The following is a 20525-nucleotide window of genomic DNA, read 5'->3' on the forward strand; positions in this document are numbered from 1 at the left end:
CGTGGCGCACGGGCAACGCGCGTGCGACAGTCGCCGTTGCTGGTCTCTATCCCTATCCGTCATGAGCATCGCGTCACCCTGCATCGACATCTGCAAATTCGACAGCAAAACCGGCTTTTGCATCGGCTGTTTGCGCACGCGCGACGAATGCAAGAGCTGGAAGAAGATGAAAGACAAGCAGCGCCGGAGAATCGTCGAGGACCGCTCGCATCGCGAGCGCAAACTGGGCAAGTAGGCCGCTTGCGCGGCTGGCTATCCATCGCTAGACGCGTTGCGAAGCGGAGCTAAACGCGGAGGTGCGGGATCGCCACCGGACTGCCAACCAGCGCGGCGGCTCGCCCCATCGCGTCAATCGAGCGAGAGCCGCAATGCAAAGCCGATCAGCGCTGCCGAGAACGTCCAGCGCTGCAAGGTTTGCGCAAGCGGATGAGCCCGCATCCAGCCGGCGATCCGCGCGGCGCCGATCGCGTACATCGCGTCGAAACATACGCCGATGGCGAGCAGCACCACACCCAGTTCGACCATCTGCAACGCCACCGGACCCGCCTCCGGGCGCACGAACTGCGGCAATAGCACCGAGCAGAACAGCAGCGCTTTCGGGTTCAGCAGATTGGTGAGCAAGCCTTTGACGAAAGCGGTCCGCAACGGACGCGAGCCGGCTCCCGCCTTGTTTCCGGCACCGATGCCCTCGGTGCCGTCCGCCGCGCCGCGCGCGTCATGTCCGCCGGGCAACGCGAACACCGGCGAACGGAAAATCTGAATGCCGACCCACGCGAGATACACCGCGCCGCCATAACGCACGATGTCGTAGAGCCAGGGCGCGCCGCGCAACAGCGCCGCCGCCCCGCATGCCGAGAGCGTGACGTGGGTCGCACGCGCCACGCCGAGGCCGGCGGCTGCCGCGAAACCGTGGCGCATGCCGCGTCCGATACTGGTTTGCAGAATCAGCGCCATGTCGGGTCCGGGCACGGCATAGACGACGAACAGCGCAGCGATATAGACGGCCAGCAAGTGTGCGGAAATCAAGGAAGCCTCCGGTTTTCAATGGCTCTATGTTGCTATCGTCAGTGGAGGGTTTGCTGGCGAATTTCCGGTCTTCATGGTTACGATTTGGAGGAATACGCTAACATTCCGCCTTCTCTCCATGTTTTCCGCCAACCCGCCGAGACTCCCGAGCCATGACAACCGACCTCGATAAAACAGACCGCGCGATCCTCGCCGCGCTGCAGAAAGACGGCCGCATGTCGAACGCGCGGCTGGCCGAGATGGTCGGCCTCAGCGAAACGCCCTGCGCGCGTCGTCTCAAACGCCTCGAAAATGACGGCTATATCGACCACTACCGCGCGATGCTGTCGCGCTCCGCTCTCGGTTTCGGCGTGGTGGCGTTCGTCTATGTGCGCTTTGCCGTGCACGACCGCGCGGTGGCGACGCGCTTCGAGCGCGAGGTGCAGGCGATTGCGCGAATCCTGTCGTGCCACAACGTGTCGGGCAGCGCCGACTACATCCTGCAAGTGGTGGCGCGCGACCTCGACGACTACGGCACGTTCATGCGCGACGAGATGCGCAGCCTGCCGGGCGTGACCTCGGTGGAATCGGCACTCTCGCTGCGCGAAGTGAAGGCCAACGGCGGCTTGCCGGTCGCCTGAACGTCGACGTGGCATAGTCACGCATTTGATTCGGCGCGAGCCGAGTGGACGAGTACGGAGATGTCATGGATCAACTGAATCAGGAACAGGCGCGAGCCGAGGAAACGGCCGCGATGGAGCGTGTATTGACCGCCACGCAACGGGTGCAGGCGGCCTTCGCGTCGCTGCAATCGCAGTTTCCGCCGGCAGGCAGCGGCAAGCCTTCGCAGTTCGCGCTGCAAACCTTCGACGCCGCGTTGCAGGAACTCGAAGACGCGCAGGCGGCGTTCGACGAAATGCTCGGCGATCTGCTCGACGGCAATCGTTGAGCGGCCGGCGCGCCGGATTTTGCTGAATCGCCGCTGCGCCGCTACTGCGGAATCACGCGGCCGATGCGTCGTTTGCTAGCGGCAGCGGCCGCATGCGGTCACGGGCGCTCGTCGCGCCGCACTCACAGATTCAACTGAATTCGCGGAACCAGTGAAGCTTTCACCCGGCCCGCGTCTCGATCACCGGCTCGCAGGCAATCGGAAAGTTGACCGAGTTCGCGATATAGCACTTCTCGTGCGCCACGTGATGCAAGCGCTTCGCCAACTCCGCATCGCCGCCCGCGCGAATCACCACGCGCGGGCGCAAAACGATCTCTGAAAAACGTCCCTGCTCCGGGCTGTCGAGCATCGTTCCCTCTGCTTCGTCGCGATACTCGAGCACCACGATGCCGGCGTCCGCGCAAAGATGCAGATACCAGAGCTTGTGGCAGGCGGAAGCCGAGGCGACCAGCAGATCCTCGGGGTTCCAGCGGCCGGCGTCGCCGAGAAACGCGGCATCCGACGAACCGGCAATGTCCGGCTTGTTCCCCGCGGCGATCACATGATCGCGGCCGTAATCGCGATATCCCGAGGTGCCGCTGCCGCGGTTGCCCGTCCACCGCACCGATACCTTGTATTTGTGCTCGCCGTATGCCATGCCGATCTCCTTGTCGTTTGAGCCCGTCCGAATGGGCGGGATTCGTATTTTAGGGCGCACCGTCGTTCACCCGCGCCGCGAACGTGGCGTTTCGAATGCCAGCGCCGCTGGTTTCTCATTGCCGCTGCTGCTGCCGCTGCTGCTCGCGGAGAACCGGAGCCCGTGTCGGCGGCGAGCATGCCTTATCGCGTTGGCGGCACGCGTCCGGTCACGTTCGGCGCTCGCGGATCGGGATTCATGTTCAGGCTCGTGCCGTTTGCCCGCATGTTGTTGAGCAGCGGGCCCGAGCGTGCGCTGGCGGTGCCGCCAATCGCCGCGGCGTTGCCGGGCGTTCTCACGCCAGTCGTTGGAGCTGGACCGGCTGCCGTCCCGCGACTCGTTCCCGCCGCGCCGCCCGCACTGTCGTCCCGGCCAGCCGACTCGCCGTTCAAACCGCCGCTGAGTTGCGTTGACTGCGCATAGGCCGACCCCGCAAGGCCGATCAGGAATACGGATAGCACGAACCTGCCTGCGATGACTTTCATAGCCTGCTCCGTCACATTGTCGAATTGACCGACGCCGCGCCCGCGTTGCGAACCGGTCAAAAAGTATGAGTGCGAGCAGCCCGCTTTGTTCACCACCCAGCCGTCAGCGCCCGCAACATCACGACAGGCAGTCGTACAAATGCTTACAAAGCAGCAACCGTTGTGCGTCCACCGCGCGCCGCCGTGCGGCGTTATTGCTGGGAACCTACCCGCGGAGTCCGCAATGAACACGAACCTCACTTCCAGCAATCCGCAGCGCAGCCGCATTCACCCGTTGGTCGCCGGTGCGGCGGTGTGCGTGATCCTCGCGAGCGCCACCGGCATTGCCGCGATGACCGGCCTGTTGCCGACCTCGCGCGCCGTGACCGGACCCGCCGCGCCGGCCCCGGCAATCGTCGCGACGCAAGCCGCCAGCGCGCCGCTCTCGGCTCCGGTTCAGCAGACCGCGCAGCAAGCCGCGCCCGCCCGACCGCGCGTGCATCACACGCCGAGCGCCACCGCGACGGACGCACCGAGGTACGCGAACAGTCAAGGGGCTCAGGCGGGTTACCAATCGCCGTCGGCGAAACCCGTTGCCGCGGACCCGTATGCGGGCGAAGTCGTCGCCATCAACACGGTGCAAACGCCCGAACCCACGACGGGGCTGGGCGCGCTCGGCGGAGCGGTCGCGGGCGGCCTCGTCGGCAACCAGATCGGCGGCGGACGCGGCAAGATCCTGACGACCATCGCGGGCGCGGCCGCCGGCGGTCTCGCCGGCAACGGCATCGAGCATGCGGTGCGCAAGCAGACCTCGTATCAGGTGCAGGTGCGCATGCAGGACGGCAGCTACCGCAACTTCAACTATGAGACGCAACCGCCCGTGCAAGTCGGCGAACGCGTGCACGTCTCCGGCGATTCGCTGACGGCTTCGTAACCTTCCCTGCCCGTTGTCACGCCGGGCGGGCTTCGTAAAGGAATGGCGCTCCCGTGCGCGTTATGATCAACCGTTACGCCACAACGGCTGATCGCGCACGATGGAGCATGCCTACGTCCACTTTTTGCACCTGCTGTCCGGTCACCCGGAGTGGATGCTCACGGTTGTGTTCCTTGCGGCTTTTCTCGAAGCCGTTGCCGTCATCGGCACCTTCATTCCTGGCAGCACCGCGATGTTTCTCGCCGGCGCGCTGGCCGGCACCGGCTCGCTGAGTCTCGGCTGGGTGTTCGCCTGGGCGATCATCGGCGCGATCGCCGGGGACGGCATGAGCTTCTGGATCGGCAGCCGTTACCAGCAGCGGATCGTTCGGCTCTGGCCGTTCTCGCGGCATCCCGAAGTGCTGGAAGCAGGCTACCGCTTCTTCGACAGGCATGGCGCGAAGAGCGTCGTGCTCGCGCGCTTCATCGGTCCCTTGCGAGCGATCGTGCCGGTGGTGGCCGGCATGTTGCACATGACGCCGGCGCGCTTCTACGCGATGAACGTGCTGTCGGCGCTGCTCTGGGCGCCCGCTCACATTCTGCCGGGCGTGGTGTTCGGCGCCTCGGTGCTGCTGGCGGGCGCCGTGTCGTTTCGCCTCGTCGTGATCATCGCGCTGCTCGCCGGCATTCTGTGGCTGAGCTTTCGCGCCGCGGCGTTCCTGCTCTCGCATGCCAATGCGTGGTCGAGCGCGGCCGGCCGCCATCTCGGCAGTTGGGCGTGCCGGCATCCGGGGCCGCTCGGCCGTCTCGCGCGAAAAATGCTCGATCCCGCGCAGCCGGACGCCAGCAGCGTCGTCGTGACGTCGCTGTTCGTGCTGGCCTGCGGGGCGCTCTTTTTCGGGGTGCTCGAAGACGTCGTGAGCGGCGATCCGCTGACGCGCGTCGATCTATCCGTCTATCACTTTCTGCAATCGGTGCGCACGCCGTGGGGCGATACGGTCCTCGCGGGGCTGGCCACGCTCGGCAGCGTCGCCACGCTCACGGCGCTGGTCGTGACGGTCGCCGTGTGGATGCTGTGGGAGCGGCGTTGGCGCGCGATCGGCTACTGGCTGGCGGCGGTCGTGTTCTCGCAATTGCTGATCTTCGCGATGCAGTTCGCGATGCACCGCGCGCCGCCCGATCAACTCATGTCGGGTAGCTACGTGTTTCCGAGCGATCACGTCGCCGCGGCCGTCGTCGTGTACGGTTTTCTCGCGTTTCTGCTGGCGCGCCGGGTCGGCATGGTCGAGAGCCTGCTGGTGGCGGCGGCGAGCATGGCCGTGGTGATCGTGGTCGCGCTGGCCGGCCTCTACTTCGGCAGATTCTGGGTCTCCGATGCGATTGGCGGCGCGGCGCTCGCCTATGTCTGGGTGGCGATCGTCGCGTTGACGGCGATGCTGCGGCATCCGCAAACACCGCCGCAGCGCAGGTTCATGCCCGCCGTGGTGCTGGTGGTGATACTCGCGAGCGTGGGCGTGCAATTGCGCATGAGGCCGCCCGCGCCGCCGCCGGACCGCGCGCCGCGCCCGCAGCCCGTGCTGATCACGCAATCGCAATGGACGGCGTCCGTGTGGGAACGGCTGCCGTGTTATCGCTCGGACATGGGGGGCGACCGCAAGGAGCCGCTCACGCTGCAATGGGCGTCGAGTATCGATTCGATCAAGGGACATCTGCGCGCGCAGGGATGGGTCGAGGGCACGGACCTGTCCGCGCGCAGCCTGCTCTCGCTCGCCTCGCCGAACGTCGCGGCGGTGTCGCTGCCGGTGTTGCCGAAGCTCAACGACGGCGTGCCTTCGGCGCTCGTCTTCATGCGTCCCGGCGACACGCGCGACGAACGCGATGTGTTGCGTTTCTGGCCGAGCGGGTATGCGGTGGAGAACGGCACGTCCGCGACGCCGCTGTGGGTCGGCGCTTTCGTGCGCGAACGGCTTTCCCGGCCGTCGTGGCCGCTCAACATTCTGCGGGTCGAGAAACGGGCGGCGTCGTTCCAGGCGCGCGATGCCGCCGATGCCGGTCTCGGCGCGGCGCTTGTTGCGACGGTGAGTTGTCATGGCGTGCCGGTGGCGCTGCTTGCTTCGCCGGTGGAGTGAGCGGGTCATAAGATCGAGCGCGGGGACGAGCGGGTGCCCTCGTTGCATCGATTGCGGAAATCGCCATGCGATCAGGTAGTTGGAGAGCATGGCCAGGAGTTGTCCACAAGGATATGAACAATTTCTGTGGGTAACTCTCGACGCCGATAGCCCAGCGGGCAATCCGCGAGACCTTGCAGATCGACTCGTCACGCTCGGCGCATCAGCTTCTTCACCCAATCCAGGGCGGTTCAGCCCGATTTTTCAGATGCCGCGATTTTTCTCTTGCGCTGTCCCTTGGGGCCGGCTTTAGAGTCGGCGTATCGGAAACAAATTAAAGGCGGCCCATGAACACCATTCCTGGCACGCTGGCCATTTTGTTGTGATTTTAAACAATGGAGTTTACGACATGAAACTAACGAACCTTGGCAAAAGCGCTCTCAGATCTAAACCGAGTTCTGAAGAGTAACGGGGTGGGCACGTTCGAATTCGATAAAGCGCGGATAAAATATACCTATCCAGTCTGCAAGACGTAAAGAAAGCCGTCAGTCTGAAAAATTTTCTTTAGAGTGACAGTTTTAATTTACCCAACTTCAAGCGAAAATGATTAAATCATGAAAAGCACTCCGGATGCACTGTGGACTCTTTCACGAGATGAACTCTCAATGGCGCTGGAGCCGCATTACTTGAACATGCGCGAATTGCTGTCTGATTCAGAAAGAAAGCAAATCACGTTTGACCGGGCAGTGGACAGCGCATATGATCGGCTACGACATGCAGCCGCGCGTAATTTTACCTTCACGCAGGCCTCAGCCCTCGTTAGGAATGACCTCTCGCCATGTGCATTCGCCGTCGCAGTGGTGGTTGCCGACAGCTTTATTATCCTTTTCCAGTTCTGCGGAATCAACCAGGCACAGGCTCGCGCCGCCACCAGAGCGCTGTTGCAAGAGTTGGGAGAGGAGACTCTGCGTGGGCTAAGAGCAAATATCCATGACATTGTGAATGCAACGTCGTCTTACCAGCAAGCAGTTGAAATCTGGAAACTGCTTTCGTCCGTATCTAATGTGATCGGAATTAGCTCTATCGTGACTGCGCTGACTCGCACCATGCATTGGTATGACTGGACAATCTCAGCGATTATTATTGCGGCACAGTTGACGGCCTGGTTCGCTAGTGACGGCGCCGCCCTCATAGCTGAATTGGCTCTGGAAAGCGTTTACGTCGGGCAACTGGTAGCGGATGCCATTACCGCAGCGGAACAATGCGGCTAGCCTACCGCTTATTCGCACTGCTGCTAGCCCGCATACCGATCTCAAGTATGAGCGAATGCGCGACGGGAAAAATAAGATGGCTATGTTTCGTGCGCGATTAAAAACGTCAACGCGTCTGCGCTTTTGACCGTGATTGCTGGGCAGAGGCGAGGACAAACTCATTCCGATCGACATCGGGCGACACCAGACTCATCGTGAGAGCCTCGTAACCCGGCGATCCCGGCTGAGGCAACACGCAAATAGGCGAGCTATGGTTGGACGGGCAAAAAATAATCTTCTCATTCGGCCCAACCGCCGCAAGATCAACGATCACCGACGAACACGTGACGAGGAATAAACACGGCCCCCCGCCCTTCGTTAGCGCCAGAAAATGGCGGCGCAACGCCTGTTGAGTGGGCAAATCCAGATCATTCTCCACATCGTCGATGAACAGGGGATCGTATCGTGCTTCTATTGCGCGCTCGATACTCTGTACTCGCCTTCGAAGGGCTTCCGATTCCGTGGCACCGTCGGCAATAAGGTTCGCTACGACCGTATCAACGCGCGATTCAATAGGCAGGCAGATCGCCGACGGCTCCGGACTCGAGTCGTCATAGCGACAATGCATTGCATGCGAGGCATCTATGAAACAGGCGCGTCCAGATATGCTTAAAAACAATCGACGCGCCAGTTGCGTTTTACCGCTCTCCAGCGAGCCTGTGATGTAATTCAACAACTGAATATCCCACAGTTCGAACCGTTCTCCCTTCCAGGGGCGCGGCAAATTGAAGATCGCAGCGTTGGCCGACTGGCTGGTTTTATCCTGAACCCGCCATGAAGTCGGAGCGTCCGAATAAAAATCGAGTGAAGCGAGAGTCTCGTCCATGCGATTGAAAACCCGACTTATTTGTTTCTCGAGCTTTTCTTTATGTCGCGCATAGATCGACGAGAGATCTTTATATAGTGCAGCGTTTGGCGTGTCATCCGGGATTCTATTTGCCGATTCAAGCCGCTCAAAGACCGAGAAATACGATTTAACGCTGTCAAGCGAAAAGCCAACTGACTGAAGGTGCCAGGTTTCGAATGCGCGCAGAAGATCGTCTTCCGTATAGACGCGATATCCGGACGCGTTCCGGCCGGGATGCACGAGCCCATGGTCCTCCCACACGCGCAAAGCTTTACGGGTCACCCCTAGCAGTTTGACGACATCCGATACGCTAAAGCATGCGCCCACGAATTCCTCCAATGCTCGGTTAGAGCGTTGAGTGTCGGGGCGACCCCAGGGGACAAGTCAAGGATCGCTCGCGTTACAGCCTGCGGATTCGCGCGGCTACCAATTCATGACACGCATCACCGAAGGCTTCAGCCACTTCGTTACCTTCATAGCGGCTCCGCTCGCCCCCAACCGGAGCGGCTGCCGGGCGGGGCTTGCACTTGCTGCAAACCGCCACCTTTTCACGACGCACGTCCTAAGCAACGGGCCATCGAAGGCTTAACAGACGCCCGGCCTCGTCAAGTGAAGGCTCCCGCGCACGGTATCCGCATCCATTGCAAGTCACACACAACTGTCGTCGTTCCCACACTCGGAAAAACATCGTTTGACAAACTATCTTTAGATATATATCGTACGACACATCTTAAGACACAAAACGGAGTATCCCAACATGCGTCATCACCGCCGTTTTTCGCGTTGGCCAGGCGCCGACGACTCTTTCCCTGCCGGGCATGGCCGCCCTTCGCTCCACGCGCTCTGGCATGCGTTCGCGCGTCATGACGGCGAGCGCCCCGGCTTCTACGACGGCGAGCGCCAAAACCGCCACGGCCACGACCGCTTCTCGCTGCATGCGCTGTGGCATGCGATCGGCCGTCATCACGACCATCGCGGCGGCGGGCGCGGTGGGCGTTTCGGCGGCGGTCCCGGCGGCTTCGGCGGCGATGGCGACGGTTTTCCGCGCGGCCGCAAATTCAGCTCCGAGGATCTGCAACTGCTGCTGCTGTCGATGATCGACGCGCAGCCGAGCCACGGCTACGAGTTGATCAAGGCGCTCGAAACGCGCTCGAACGGCTTCTATAGCCCGAGCCCCGGCATGGTTTATCCGGCGCTCACGTATCTGGAAGAACTCGGCTACGTGACCGTGCAACTCGAAGGCAACCGCAAGCGTTACGAATTATCGGAAACGGGCCGCGAATATCTGAACGCCAATCGCGACCGCGTCGAGTTGATGCTGGCGAAGCTGAACCATATCGCCCGCAAGATGGATTCCGTGCGCCGCGCGTTTGCCGGCGAGGAACCGGCCGACATCAGCGAAGGCGGCTGGCTGCCCGAACTGAACGAAGCGCGCCGCGCGCTGAAGCATGCGCTTTTACGCCGCGATAACGCGCCGGCTGCCGAGCAACGCCGCATCGCTGCGATCCTGATGCGCGCGGCGAAGGAAATCGAAAACGAAAGTGAAGGCAAGCCCGGCGGCGAGCCTGCTGCGTGATCGCGCGCCGTCCCGACCTTGGCCCTGGCGCGCCGTTGCGCGCCTGGCTGCGCGACGCGCGCGCCCGCGCGTCAACCGAACCAACAGGAGTGGCATCCCTATGCTGATAAACGACAAACAAGCCGACAAACAAGCCGACAGACCCGATCTGGCAGTGCATCGCGTGCGGCATCCGCTGAAGTTCCGGCTGCTGCAAGTCAAGAAGGTGCATGCGCTGACCCCGCACCTGATCCGCGTCACCTTCACGGGCGAGGATCTGCACGACTTCGTGTCCGCGTCGTTCGACGACCACATCAAGGTGTTCTTCCCCGAACCCGGCGCGGACCAACCCGCGCTGCCGGAAGCCGGCCCCGAGGGTCCGGTGTTTCCCGCCGGCCGGCCGCGTCCGACGGCGCGCGACTTCACGCCGCGCCGCTTCGACCGCGAGGCGCGCGAGCTCGACATCGAATTCGCGTTGCACGAGGCCGGTCCCGCCGCGGCATGGGCCGCGCAAGCCAAGATCGGCCAGTATCTCGGCGTGGGCGGGCCGCGCGGCTCGCTCGTGATCCCGACCGCGTTCGACTGGCATCTGCTGATCGGCGACGACACCGCGCTGCCGGCGATCGCCCGCCGTCTCGAGGAACTGCCGGCCGGCGCGCGCGCCGCCGCGGTGATCGAGGTAGCCGACCCGTCGGCGCATATCGAGTTCACGACGCGGGCCGAACTGCACCTCGTCTGGTGCTATCGCAGCGAAGCGGCCTATCGCGGCGAAGCCTTGCTGCAAGCCGTCCGCGACACGTATTTGCCCGAGGACGGCGAAGGCTATGTCTGGGCCGCCGGCGAATCCGCGACGATGCGCGCGGTGCGCTACCACCTCTGCACCGAACGTGGCGTCGACAAGTCGCGCATTCGCGCGGCGAGCTACTGGAAACAGGGCGCCGCAGCGGTGCATGAAACGCTCGACGATTGAGCGTTCCCGATCCGCGGTCCTGGCGCTTGCGATCGCAAGCGCGCGTCGCGCTGGACCGCGTGACTCATGCAAGCAGCGGCGAACTTCGAACAACAATAAGGAATCGACCAATGTACTCAATCAGTACGAAGCACGAGCGCCGTTTGCTATGGCTGCTCGCGCTGACGCAATTCACCGTCATCATGGACTTCATGGTCATGATGCCGCTCGGCCCGCAGATCATGCACGCGTTCAGCATCACGCCGGCGGCGTTCGCCACCGCCGTGTCGGCGTATTCGTGGTGCTCCGGGCTTTCCGGCCTGTTCGCGGCAACCTATATCGACCGCTTCAACCGGCGCCGTCTGCTGCTGACCGTGTATGCGCTGTTCGCGCTATCGAATCTCGCGTGCGCGCTGGCTGACAGCTTCGCGCTGCTGCTGGCCGCGCGCGCTTTCGCGGGCATCACGGGCGGCGTGTTGGGCTCGGTGATCATGGCGATCGTCAGCGACGTGATTCCGGTTGAGCGGCGCGGCGCCGCGACGGGCACCATCATGACCGCTTTCTCCCTCGCGGCGATCGCGGGCGTGCCGGCCGGCGTGATGCTGGGCGCACATTTCAGTTGGGCCGCGCCGTTCTTCCTGCTGGTGGCGCTGTCGCTCATCGTGTGGTTCGCGGGCCGGCAACTGGTGCCGTCGCTCGCCGAACATTTGAACCGCCGTCAGCCGGCGCTCGGCGAAGTGCTGCCTGATTTGTGGCGGCTCCTCAGCAACCCGCGGCATCTGAATGCCTTCGCGCTGACCTTCATGATGATGGTCGCGAACATGCTGGTGATTCCGTTCATTTCGCCGGTGCTGGTCGCCAACCACGGCGTCGCGCCCGCGCAGCTTTCGTGGCTGTACATGGCCGGCGGCGCGGCGACGTTCTTCACGTCGCGCCGGGTCGGCAGGCTTGCCGATCAGTTCGGCACGCGGCGGGTGTTTCGCATTGCAGTCGTGCTTTCGTTTCTGCCCGTGCTGCTCATGACGCATCTGCCCGACCTGCCGTTTTATGGGCTGCTGCTGTTGTTTCCGTTTTTCATGGTGCTCGTGTCATCGCGGATGGTGCCGATGCAGGCGCTGCTCACCACCGTGCCCGAACCCGCCCATCGAGGCGCGTTTCTCAGCGCGAACAGCGCGCTCCAGGCATTGGGCACGGGATGCGGGGCGTGGCTCGGCGGGCTCATGCTCGGCAGTTCGCCTGGCGGGCAGGTCATCGGATACGGGACCGCCGGATGGGCCGCGGTCGGCGTCGCGTCGTTGGGCGTGTTCTGGATTTCGCGCGTGCGAGGCGTGCAAGGCGATGCGCCGGCCTCGCCCGTGCTGACGTCCGATGCCGTCAGCGAGGCTTGAGCGGCGCCTCGCATTCCTACAAATAAAAAACTAACATTACGTTTATCTTTCAACCATAAAGGCAAGGCATGGCGCGAACAGCCTTGTCCGCCTCATGCCCTCGCCCGCTGGCCTTACCTGCGGGCTTTTTTTATCGTGGACGCCGATCCGGCTGTGGTCCTTCATTTGTCTTTCATCTGGCAAATGACGTGGTGAAAACCCCAGCCATTCTTTCGCTTGACTTACTTGATATATCACATACTGTATGGGGTAGATCATCGCGCGATTGATCGGCGGGAGAAGAAGCCACTTTGGCGCCCGCAAACATGAGGCAGCCATGCCAAGGAGACAGTAATGGACACGGATCACCAGGGAGGGGCGTCGTCGTGGAGAGCGTCACCGTGGGTGCAACTCGTATTCGGCGTGATTTGCATGGCAATGATTGCCAACATGCAGTACGGCTGGACGTTGTTCGTCAACCCGATCAATGAGAAGTATCAGTGGGGCCGGGCCGCCATTCAGGTGGCATTCACGATCTTCGTGGTGACTGAAACGTGGCTCGTGCCGGTGGAAGGCTACCTCGTCGACAAGTACGGGCCACGTCCCGTGGTGGTCGCGGGCGGCCTGCTCTGCGGCGTGGCGTGGGCGCTGAACTCGGTGGCGTCGTCGCTGCCGGTGCTGTATATCGCGGCGGCCATAGGCGGCGTCGGCGCGGGCGCGGTGTACGGCACCTGCGTGGGCAATGCGCTGAAGTGGTTCCCCACGCGTCGCGGACTCGCTGCCGGCATCACCGCGGCGGGGTTCGGCGCGGGGTCGGCGGCCACCGTCGTGCCGATTGCCAGCATGATCAAGAGCAGCGGTTACGAAGCCACGTTCCTGTGGTTCGGCCTCGGTCAGGGGATCATCGTTTTCCTGCTCGGTCTCGCGCTGCTCGCGCCGCCGACCAAGCTGCTCGCGACGGCGAAAAGCACCGTGCAGCGCGTGGTCTACAACGCGACGCCACGCGAAGTGGTCAGCTCGCCGGTGTTCTGGGTCATGTACCTGATGTTCATCATGATGGCCGCGGGCGGCTTGATGGCGACCGCGCAGCTCGGACCGATCGCGAAAGACTTCGGTCTGCACGATTCGCCGGTTTCGCTGCTTGGCCTGACCTTGCCCGCACTGACCTTCGCGCTGACCATCGACCGCGTGCTGAACGGTCTGACGCGGCCGTTCTTCGGCTGGATCTCGGATCGTATCGGCCGGGAAAATACGATGTTCATGGCGTTCGCGATCGAAGCGGTCGGCATTCTGGCGCTGTCGAAGTACGGCCACAGTCCGGTCGCGTTTGTCGTGCTGACCGGCATCGTGTTCTTTGCATGGGGCGAAATCTACAGCCTGTTCCCCGCGACCTGCGGCGACACGTACGGACCGAAATACGCCGCCACCAACGCCGGCCTGTTGTACACGGCGAAGGGAACGGCTGCGCTGCTGGTGCCGTTCACGAGCGTCGTCACGGCGATGACGGGCAGTTGGCACGCGGTCTTCATGCTCGCCTCCGGCATGGCCGCGGTGGCCGCCCTGCTCGCGCTGTTCGTGCTGAAGCCGATGCGCCGCGCGTACGCCGAACGGCACGCCGCGCCGGTGCTCGATATGCCGTATAGCCCCGCGTCGCCCTTCGTCAGCGAGTCCGCGCGAATTTCGGCGGACGGCGGTTGATCGGCGCTCAGTGCGCTGACTCGGCCGTTGCGTCGGGTCGAGCGGATTGGCGCCGGTCGAGCGGTCGAGCGGTTCGCCGCCGATGGTAAGCGCAAGAAGCGGGGCCGCCATCGCCCCGCTCCTCGTGATGAAGTGAAACAGCACGACGCGCAGCCGTTGAACGCGTAGGTGTGGCGAGCGCCATGAACGAACCACGGGGCGCTCGCCGACGCGTTGCATGTCGGGGCAAAAACCCATGCTCTCTCGCCCCTGCCGCGCGCGCGCCTCTCTAGCTCTGCTCTCCGGTTCCCGCCTGCGTCACCTGCCAGCGCGGCGCGCGTTTCTCCAGGAACGCGTTCACCCCTTCGCGCTGATCCACACCGTCGAACAGATCGACAAAGCGCTCGCGCTCCACCGCCAACGCCGCCGCACGCGGCACGCCGTTGCGGGCCTGATGAATCAGCGTCTTGCTGAAGCCGACCGCTTGCGGACTCAGCGTCGCAACACGCGCCGCCATCGTCAATGCGGCCTCGCGCGCGGCGCCCTTTTCCACCACTTCCTCGACCAGACCGATGCGCAACGCGGTGGCCGCGTCGACGCGCTCGCCGGTGAGAATCATCCGCTTGGCCCAGCCTTCGCCGACCAGCCACGGCAGCGTCTGCGTTCCGCAGCCGCACGGCAGCAGACCGACTGCGGTTTCGGGCAAGGCCAGCAACGCATGCTGCTCGGCGATGCGGATATCGCAGGCCAGCGCGCATTCGAGGCCGCCGCCCATCGCGTAACCGTTGATCGCCGCGATCATCACGGGGCGCGCATTCTGCAACGCCTCGAACGCCGCGCCGAAACGCATGGCCGCGGTGCGCGCGACTTCGCGGTTGCCGTCGGCGAAGGTCTTCAGGTCGGCGCCCGCGCTGAAGAACTTCGGCCCATCTCCGGTGACGACGATGGCCCGCACCCGCGCCTCGCCGTTCAGACGCTCGACCGTTCGTTGCAACAGCAGCAAGCCCTCGGGCGTGAAAGCGTTCGCGGGCGGCCGCTTCAACGTGAGCAGCGCGACGGCGCCCTCGTGCGCGTAGTCGAGTTCGATCATCGCGCGTCTCCGTTCTTGCCGTCGCCAGCGTCGCTGCGATAAAGCTTGATGACCGCGGAAAAGTCGAGACGTCCCGCGCCTTTCGTGCTCATCGTCTGATAAAGCTGTTGAGCCAATGCGCCGAGATACAGCGGTTGACGCGCGGCTTTCGCGGCGTCGGTGGCGAGGCCCAGGTCCTTGAGCATCAGGTCGGTGCCGAAGCCGCCGGTATAGCCGCGCGTGGACGGCGCGGTCTCGATCACGCCGGGCATTGGGTTATACGTGTCCGAACTCCAGCAACGCCCCGTCGACGTATTGATGATGCCGCCCAGCACTTTAGTGTCGATGCCGAGCGCCTCGCCCAGCGACATCGCTTCGGCCACGCCCGCCATCGTGATGCCGAGCACGAGGTTGTTGCAGATCTTCGCGACCTGGCCCGTGCCGGTGTCGCCGCAATGGACGATGTTCTTGCCCATCGCCGAAAGCACCGGCTTGACCGCTTCATAGGCGCTTGCGCTGCCGCCGACCATGAAGGTCAGCGTGCCCGCCGCCGCGCCGCCCGTGCCGCCCGAGACGGGCGCGTCGACGAAGGCGTTGCCGCGCTGCTTCGCGAGTTCGGCGAATGCCCTGACGCTGTGCGGGTCGATCGTGCTCGAATCGATGATCGTCACGCCCCTGGCGATGCCGGCGAACACGCCGTCGTCCGCGGTCAGCACGCTGCGCACGTGCGCGGCGGCCGGCAGCATCGTGATCACGCATTCCACGTCCGTGACCGCGTCTTTCGGCGAGCCGGCCGCCTTGGCGCCCGCGTCGACGAGTGCCTGCACGGCTTGCGCATTCAGGTCGAACACGTTGACCGCGTGACCCGCCTTGAGCAGATTGAGCGCCATCGGCGCGCCCATGTTGCCGAGTCCGATAAAGCCTATTTTCATGATGCCGTCTCCTGTCCCATGCAAAGCAATGAACCCGAGCGATCAGCGCAGGCTGATGGTCGTGTTCACGCCGTCGTTGACCGTGTCGTCATCGAACCAACGCGCTGTGACGGTCTTGGTCTGCGTATAGAACTGCACGACCTGTTTGCCGTAGGGACCGAGGTCGCCGAGCTTCGAACCGCGCGAGCCGGTAAAGCTGAAGAACGGCACCGGCACGGGAATCGGAATGTTGATGCCGACCTGGCCGACATCGATCTCGCTCTGAAACTTGCGCGCCGCCGCGCCGCTTTGCGTAAAGAGGCCGACGCCGTTGCCGAACGGATTGCGGTTGACGAGTTCGATTGCGTCGTCGAGCGTGGCGGCGTTCAGCACGAGCAGCACCGGCCCGAAAATTTCCGTGCGATAGATTTCCATTGCGGTCGTGACGCCGGTAAAAACCGTCGGGCCGATGAAATTGCCTTCCTCGTAGCCGGGCACCTTCACGCCGCGGCCGTCGAGCGCGAGCGTCGCGCCTTCGTTCACGCCCGCTTCGATCAGGCCGAGAATGCGCTGCTTCGCCGCGCGCGAGACCACCGGGCCGATGTCCGTATTCGGCTCGCTGCCCGCGTTGATCCTGAGCGCTTTCGCCCTGGCGACCAGATCGGGCAACCACTGCTGCGCCGCGCCGACCAGCACCACCACCGAGGTCGCCATGCAGCGCTGCCCCGCCGCGCCGAAGCCCGCGCCGGCCAGCGCATTCAAGGTTTGCTCGCGGTTCGCATCGGGCAGGACGACGGCGTGGTTCTTCGCGCCCATCATCGATTGCACGCGTTTGCCGTGTTCGCTGCCAAGGCGATAGACGTGCGTGCCGACCGCCGTCGAACCGACGAAGGAAATCGCCTTCACCGCTTCGTGCGTGCAGAGCGCGTCGACCACCTCCTTGCCGCCGTGCACGACGTTCAGCACGCCCTTCGGCACGCCCGCTGCGAGCGCGAGTTCAACCAGTTGCATCGTCGACAACGGGTCCTGCTCGGACGGCTTCAGCACGAAGGTATTGCCGCAGACGATCGCCATCGGGAACATCCACAGCGGGATCATCGCGGGGAAGTTGAACGGCGTGATGCCGGCGCAGACGCCGAGCGGCTGACGCAGCGTGTACGTATCCACGCCGCCCGCCACGTTCTCCGCGAATTCGCCCTGCTGCAAGCTGCCGATCGAGCACGCATGCTCGACCACTTCGAGACCGCGGAAGATATCGCCCTCGGCATCGGGAATCGTCTTGCCCTGCTCGGCGCTCAAGGTCCTGGCGATGCGCGGCATATGCTCGCGAATCAGCGCCTGGTACTTCAGCATGATGCGCATGCGCGCGCCGATCGGCGTGTCCTTCCAGGTCTTGAACGCGGCATGCGCGGAGCGGATCGCTTCGTTCACTTCGTCGGCGGTGGCGAACGGCACGCGCGCCAGCACTTCTTGCGTGGCGGGATTGACGATGTCGCGCCATTCGGTGGTTTTCGATTCGACGAACTCGCCGTTGATCAACAGCTTGACGGTCGCGATGGCGGTTGCGGCGGCATTGGCGGCAACCTCGCGCCCGGCGTTGTTCGAAGCTATTGCGCTCATGCTGGAACTCCTGTGCGATGGCCGCGCGGCGGCCGGACAGTGACTCGATGGAAATGAAAAATCAACGCAGATCCGGGAAGTCTTCTTCCCAGTACTCGCCTGGCAGACGCGCGGGCTCGGCCTCGCGTTCCATTTCGCGGCGCCGCAATTCGACGCGGCGAATCTTGCCGGAGATGGTTTTCGGCAGTTCGCTGAATTGCAGACGGCGAATCCGCTTGTATGGCGCGAGCTTTTCGCGCGAGAACGCGAACACGGCGCGCGCCAGTTCGGGCCCGGCTTCGTAGCCCTGGCGCACGGTGACGAACGCTTTGGGCACCGCCAGGCGCAGCGCGTCGGCGCTTGGCACCACCGCGGCTTCACCGATCGCCTCGTGCTCGATCAGCACGCTTTCTAGTTCGAACGGGCTCAGCCGGTAGTCGGACGATTTGAAGACGTCGTCGGCGCGGCCGACGTACACGTAATAGCCGTCGTCGCGGCGCAGCGCCACATCGGAGGTGCGATAGAAGCCGTTGCGCATCGCTTGCGCGGTGGCGCTCGCGTTATTCGCGTAGCCCGTCATCAAACCCAGCGGACGCTCGGCCAGCGTCAGCGCGATTTCGCCTTCGGTGACGGGTTGATCGTCGGCGTCGAGGAGTTCGATCCTGTAGCCTGGCAGCGGACGTCCCATCGACCCCGGCACGACTGGTTGGCCCGGCGAATTGCCGATCTGGCAGGTGGTCTCGGTCTGGCCGAAGCCGTCACGAATCGTGATGCCCCACGCGTGCCTGACCCGTTCGATGACCTCGGGATTCAACGGCTCGCCCGCGCCGACGATCTCGCGCAGCTTGACCGGATAGTCGGCGAGCGGCTCCTGAACGAGCATGCGCCATACGGTTGGCGGCGCGCACAGCGTGGTGACGTTGAAACGCACCAGCGCGTCGAGCGTATCTTTCGGCACGAAGCGCGCGAAGTTGAACACGAACACGCAAGCCTGCGCATTCCACGGCGCGAAGAAGCAGCTCCACGCGTGCTTGGCCCAGCCCGGCGAACTGATATTCCAATGGACGTCGTTCGGTTGCAGACCGATCCAGTACATCGTCGACAGATGCCCGACGGGATAGCTCTCGTGCGTATGCTCGACCAGCTTGGGCTTCGACGTGGTGCCCGAGGTGAAGTACAGCAGCATCGGATCGCTCGCCCGCGTGACGCCGTCGGGCGTGAATTGCGGCGATGCGTCATAGGCCGCGGCCAGATCGATCCAGCCGTCGCGCGGCGTGCCGACTGAAATGCGCGTGAGCGGCACGTCGAGCGCGTCGAATTTCGCCGACTCGGCGCTATCGACCACCGCGAAATTCGCGCCGCCGATCTGCACGCGGTCGCGCACGTCGTCGGCGGAAAGCTGGGTGGTGGCGGGCAGCACGATTGCGCCGAGCTTCATCGCCGCGAGCATCACGTCCCATAGCTCGACGCGGTTCGGCAGCATCAGCAGCAGACGATCGCCGCGCGCGACACCCACGCCGCGCAGAAAGTTCGCCATGCGCGCGGAACGCTCGGACATCTGCGCGTAGGACAATCGCAGACCGTCGCCGGTGGGATCGTCGACGATCCACAGCGCGGGGTTGTGGTTGTCGCGGGCGATTACGTCGAAGTAATCGAGCGCCCAGTTGAACTCGCCTAATGCGGGCCACGCGAATTCGCGGTATGCGCGGTCGTAGTCGGTTCGATGGCGCAATAGCAGATCGCGCGCGTCGAAAAAGGGTTGCGCCGTGGTCATCCTTGTCTCCTGTCGATCGGAGTTAGCGCTTCAGCGCTTATGTCGATCCGGAGTTAGTGCTTCAGCACTTACTCCGGTCCCACGCAGCGCGCTCCGATCCCATGAATATGGCGTTAGGTGGCGCGGTATGCGTCCGCTTCTACCTTGCCCACACTCTCCATCCGCAGCCTATTCTGCTCTCAAACTCCGCCACGATCGCGCTAAACATGCCGCGCTATCACCATGCGCTGTACTTCGCTGGTCCCTTCGTAAATCTGCGTGATGCGGGCGTCGCGGTAGTGGCGCTCCACCGCGTAGTCCTCGAGATAGCCATAGCCGCCGTGAATCTGTATCGCGTTCGAGCAGACCTCCTCGGCCAGTTCCGACGCGAACAGCTTGGCCTGCGACGCCTCCGACAAACACGGCTTGCCCGCCGAGCGCAGCCGCGCCGCGTGATGCACGAGCAGCCGCGCGGCGTTCAGGCGCGTGGCCATGTCGGCGAGCATGTTGGCGATGGTCTGATGATCCTTCAGCGCCTTGCCGAACTGCACGCGCTCGCTCGCATAGCGGCGCGCGGCGTCGAACGCGGCCCGCGCGATGCCGACCGCCTGCGCGGCGATGCCGATGCGCCCGCCCTCCAGATTCGATAGCGCGATGCGCAAGCCTTCGCCCGGTTCGCCGAGCAGATTGGCTTCGGGCACGGCGCAATCGTCGAGGGAAATTGGGCAGGTGTCGGAAGCGCGAATGCCGAGCTTGTGCTCCGGCTTGCCGACGTTGAAGCCCGGCGTATCGGTCGGCACGATGAAGGCGGACAGGCCGCGTTTGCCGCGATCGGGATCGGTGACGGCGAACACGATCGCGAGGTCCGCGCGCGCGCCGTTGGTCACGAACTGCTTGCTGCCGTTGAGCAGCCATTTGCCGTCCCGCAGCACGGCGCGCGTGCGCAGATTGTTCGCCTCGGACCCGGCTTGCGGCTCCGTCAGGCAGAACGCGCCGATGCACCGGCCGGTGGCGAGGTCTTGCAGATAGCGGTCTTTTTGCGCGTCGCTGCCGAAGTTGAGGATCGGCCCGCAGCCCACCGAGTTGTGCACGCTCATCAGCGTCGCGCAGGCGGCGCAACCGGCGGCGATCTCTTCGAGCGCGAGCGCATAAGCCACGTAGTCGGTGTACGAGCCGCCCCACTCGGCCGGCACGATCATGCCGAGAAAGCCGAGTTCGCCCATCTGCGTGACGACATCGGCGGGCAATCGCGCGTCGCGGTCCCACTGCGCCGCGTGCGGCGCGAGGCGCTCGGTCGCGAAGTCGCGAGCGGCGTCGCGGATCATCCGTTGCTCGTCGGTGTAGAAGCTGTCCATGAGGCGCGTGTCCTGTCCT

The 20525-nt window shown here is 64.0% G+C and carries 19 protein-coding genes; 10 read left to right on the forward strand and 9 right to left on the reverse strand.

All coding sequences use genetic code 11. The annotated features are described in order from the left end of the window. The first annotated feature begins 61 nt into the window (after positions 1–61). Positions 62–235 (forward strand): DUF1289 domain-containing protein, encoded by a 174-nt coding sequence (locus ACTJLC_RS05805; RefSeq protein ID WP_073429258.1) that lies wholly within the window; start codon positions 62–64, stop codon positions 233–235. A gap of 113 nt (positions 236–348) precedes the next feature. On the opposite strand, the gene ACTJLC_RS05810 is transcribed toward ACTJLC_RS05805, so the two are convergent. Continuing rightward, complete coding sequence (locus ACTJLC_RS05810) at positions 349–1026, reverse strand: LysE family translocator (RefSeq protein ID WP_073429259.1); 678 nt, start codon at positions 1024–1026, stop codon at positions 349–351. Positions 1027–1178: 152 nt separating this feature from the next. On the opposite strand from ACTJLC_RS05810, the gene ACTJLC_RS05815 reads away from it, so the two are divergent. Together ACTJLC_RS05815 and ACTJLC_RS05820 are read left to right on the forward strand one after the other, a co-directional pair. Further along, positions 1179–1646, forward strand: a complete 468-nt coding sequence (locus tag ACTJLC_RS05815; RefSeq protein ID WP_073429260.1) for an Lrp/AsnC family transcriptional regulator — start codon at positions 1179–1181, stop codon at positions 1644–1646. A gap of 74 nt (positions 1647–1720) precedes the next feature. Beyond that, on the forward strand, positions 1721–1954 hold the full coding sequence (locus ACTJLC_RS05820; protein ID WP_083082911.1) for a hypothetical protein: 234 nt from the start codon (positions 1721–1723) through the stop codon (positions 1952–1954). 160 nt (positions 1955–2114) lie between these two features. On the opposite strand, the gene ACTJLC_RS05825 is transcribed toward ACTJLC_RS05820, so the two are convergent. Both ACTJLC_RS05825 and ACTJLC_RS05830 read right to left on the reverse strand, forming a co-directional pair. Further along, entirely contained in the window at positions 2115–2591 is a 477-nt protein-coding gene (locus ACTJLC_RS05825; protein WP_073429262.1) for an OsmC family protein, read from the reverse strand. A gap of 182 nt (positions 2592–2773) precedes the next feature. Beyond that, on the reverse strand, positions 2774–3115 hold the full coding sequence (locus ACTJLC_RS05830) for a hypothetical protein (RefSeq protein WP_083082913.1): 342 nt from the start codon (positions 3113–3115) through the stop codon (positions 2774–2776). A 223-nt stretch (positions 3116–3338) separates the two neighbouring features. Between ACTJLC_RS05830 and ACTJLC_RS05835 the strand changes: the two genes are divergently transcribed. From ACTJLC_RS05835 to ACTJLC_RS05845, 3 genes are all read left to right on the forward strand, one after another. Next, the gene (locus ACTJLC_RS05835) at positions 3339–4028 is read left to right on the forward strand and encodes a glycine zipper 2TM domain-containing protein (protein ID WP_073429263.1); all 690 of its coding nucleotides are present in this window, start codon (positions 3339–3341) and stop codon (positions 4026–4028) included. A gap of 100 nt (positions 4029–4128) precedes the next feature. Continuing rightward, positions 4129–6135: a bifunctional DedA family/phosphatase PAP2 family protein gene (locus tag ACTJLC_RS05840; protein WP_154872645.1), complete on the forward strand. Its 2007-nt coding sequence runs from the start codon at positions 4129–4131 to the stop codon at positions 6133–6135. Positions 6136–6728: 593 nt separating this feature from the next. After that, complete coding sequence (locus ACTJLC_RS05845) at positions 6729–7385, forward strand: hypothetical protein (protein ID WP_310315481.1); 657 nt, start codon at positions 6729–6731, stop codon at positions 7383–7385. 106 nt (positions 7386–7491) lie between these two features. Here the strand turns inward: ACTJLC_RS05845 and ACTJLC_RS05850 are convergent, their stop codons facing one another. Next, on the reverse strand, positions 7492–8598 hold the full coding sequence (locus tag ACTJLC_RS05850) for a MerR family transcriptional regulator (protein ID WP_310315483.1): 1107 nt from the start codon (positions 8596–8598) through the stop codon (positions 7492–7494). Between the two features lie 430 nt (positions 8599–9028). Here ACTJLC_RS05850 and ACTJLC_RS05855 point away from each other — a divergent pair, with 430 nt between their 5' ends. The 4 genes from ACTJLC_RS05855 (at position 9029) to oxlT (ending at position 13840) form a co-directional block, all read left to right on the forward strand. Further along, a complete protein-coding gene (locus ACTJLC_RS05855) occupies positions 9029–9847 on the forward strand; it encodes a PadR family transcriptional regulator (protein ID WP_310315485.1) in 819 nt (272 codons plus the stop codon). A gap of 100 nt (positions 9848–9947) precedes the next feature. Next, the gene (locus ACTJLC_RS05860; RefSeq protein ID WP_310315486.1) at positions 9948–10796 is read left to right on the forward strand and encodes a siderophore-interacting protein; all 849 of its coding nucleotides are present in this window, start codon (positions 9948–9950) and stop codon (positions 10794–10796) included. 110 nt (positions 10797–10906) lie between these two features. Next, positions 10907–12163: an MFS transporter gene (locus ACTJLC_RS05865; protein WP_114164346.1), complete on the forward strand. Its 1257-nt coding sequence runs from the start codon at positions 10907–10909 to the stop codon at positions 12161–12163. Positions 12164–12496: 333 nt separating this feature from the next. Next, positions 12497–13840, forward strand: coding sequence for an oxalate/formate MFS antiporter (gene oxlT, locus ACTJLC_RS05870; protein ID WP_073429269.1), 1344 nt, complete (start codon positions 12497–12499; stop codon positions 13838–13840). A gap of 268 nt (positions 13841–14108) precedes the next feature. Here oxlT and ACTJLC_RS05875 read toward each other — a convergent pair whose 3' ends face one another. The 5 genes from ACTJLC_RS05875 to ACTJLC_RS05895 form a co-directional block, all read right to left on the reverse strand. Beyond that, complete coding sequence (locus ACTJLC_RS05875; protein WP_440843316.1) at positions 14109–14909, reverse strand: enoyl-CoA hydratase; 801 nt, start codon at positions 14907–14909, stop codon at positions 14109–14111. Continuing rightward, a complete protein-coding gene (gene mmsB / locus ACTJLC_RS05880; RefSeq protein ID WP_310315490.1) occupies positions 14906–15820 on the reverse strand; it encodes a 3-hydroxyisobutyrate dehydrogenase in 915 nt (304 codons plus the stop codon). Before mmsB ends, ACTJLC_RS05875 begins: the two co-directional genes overlap by 4 nt. A 42-nt stretch (positions 15821–15862) precedes the next feature. Then, entirely contained in the window at positions 15863–17419 is a 1557-nt protein-coding gene (locus ACTJLC_RS05885) for a CoA-acylating methylmalonate-semialdehyde dehydrogenase (protein WP_310315492.1), read from the reverse strand. Between the two features lie 61 nt (positions 17420–17480). Continuing rightward, a complete protein-coding gene (locus ACTJLC_RS05890) occupies positions 17481–19172 on the reverse strand; it encodes an AMP-binding protein (protein WP_310315494.1) in 1692 nt (563 codons plus the stop codon). Positions 19173–19372: 200 nt separating this feature from the next. Further along, positions 19373–20506 carry an acyl-CoA dehydrogenase family protein gene (locus ACTJLC_RS05895; RefSeq protein WP_073429274.1) on the reverse strand — a complete coding sequence of 378 codons (1134 nt, stop codon included), beginning with the start codon at positions 20504–20506 and terminating at the stop codon, positions 19373–19375. Positions 20507–20525 lie beyond the last annotated feature (19 nt).

Source organism: Paraburkholderia sp. 22099 (assembly GCF_052045835.1).
Lineage (GTDB): Bacteria > Pseudomonadota > Gammaproteobacteria > Burkholderiales > Burkholderiaceae > Paraburkholderia > Paraburkholderia terricola.

Bases quoted from the DNA above. Each gene is read 5' to 3' on its own strand.
- ACTJLC_RS05845 (WP_310315481.1), top strand. From the start codon at position 6,729: ATGAAAAGCACTCCGGATGCACTGTGGACTCTTTCACGAGATGAACTC.
- ACTJLC_RS05840 (WP_154872645.1), top strand. From the start codon at position 4,129: ATGGAGCATGCCTACGTCCACTTTTTGCACCTGCTGTCCGGTCACCCG.
- ACTJLC_RS05835 (WP_073429263.1), top strand. From the start codon at position 3,339: ATGAACACGAACCTCACTTCCAGCAATCCGCAGCGCAGCCGCATTCAC.
- ACTJLC_RS05815 (WP_073429260.1), top strand. From the start codon at position 1,179: ATGACAACCGACCTCGATAAAACAGACCGCGCGATCCTCGCCGCGCTG.
- ACTJLC_RS05830 (WP_083082913.1), bottom strand. From the start codon at position 3,115: ATGAAAGTCATCGCAGGCAGGTTCGTGCTATCCGTATTCCTGATCGGC.
- ACTJLC_RS05860 (WP_310315486.1), top strand. From the start codon at position 9,948: ATGCTGATAAACGACAAACAAGCCGACAAACAAGCCGACAGACCCGAT.
- oxlT (WP_073429269.1), top strand. From the start codon at position 12,497: ATGGACACGGATCACCAGGGAGGGGCGTCGTCGTGGAGAGCGTCACCG.
- ACTJLC_RS05885 (WP_310315492.1), bottom strand. From the start codon at position 17,419: ATGAGCGCAATAGCTTCGAACAACGCCGGGCGCGAGGTTGCCGCCAAT.
- ACTJLC_RS05825 (WP_073429262.1), bottom strand. From the start codon at position 2,591: ATGGCATACGGCGAGCACAAATACAAGGTATCGGTGCGGTGGACGGGC.
- ACTJLC_RS05865 (WP_114164346.1), top strand. From the start codon at position 10,907: ATGTACTCAATCAGTACGAAGCACGAGCGCCGTTTGCTATGGCTGCTC.
- ACTJLC_RS05895 (WP_073429274.1), bottom strand. From the start codon at position 20,506: ATGGACAGCTTCTACACCGACGAGCAACGGATGATCCGCGACGCCGCT.
- ACTJLC_RS05855 (WP_310315485.1), top strand. From the start codon at position 9,029: ATGCGTCATCACCGCCGTTTTTCGCGTTGGCCAGGCGCCGACGACTCT.
- mmsB (WP_310315490.1), bottom strand. From the start codon at position 15,820: ATGAAAATAGGCTTTATCGGACTCGGCAACATGGGCGCGCCGATGGCG.
- ACTJLC_RS05890 (WP_310315494.1), bottom strand. From the start codon at position 19,172: ATGACCACGGCGCAACCCTTTTTCGACGCGCGCGATCTGCTATTGCGC.
- ACTJLC_RS05875 (WP_440843316.1), bottom strand. From the start codon at position 14,909: ATGATCGAACTCGACTACGCGCACGAGGGCGCCGTCGCGCTGCTCACG.
- ACTJLC_RS05805 (WP_073429258.1), top strand. From the start codon at position 62: ATGAGCATCGCGTCACCCTGCATCGACATCTGCAAATTCGACAGCAAA.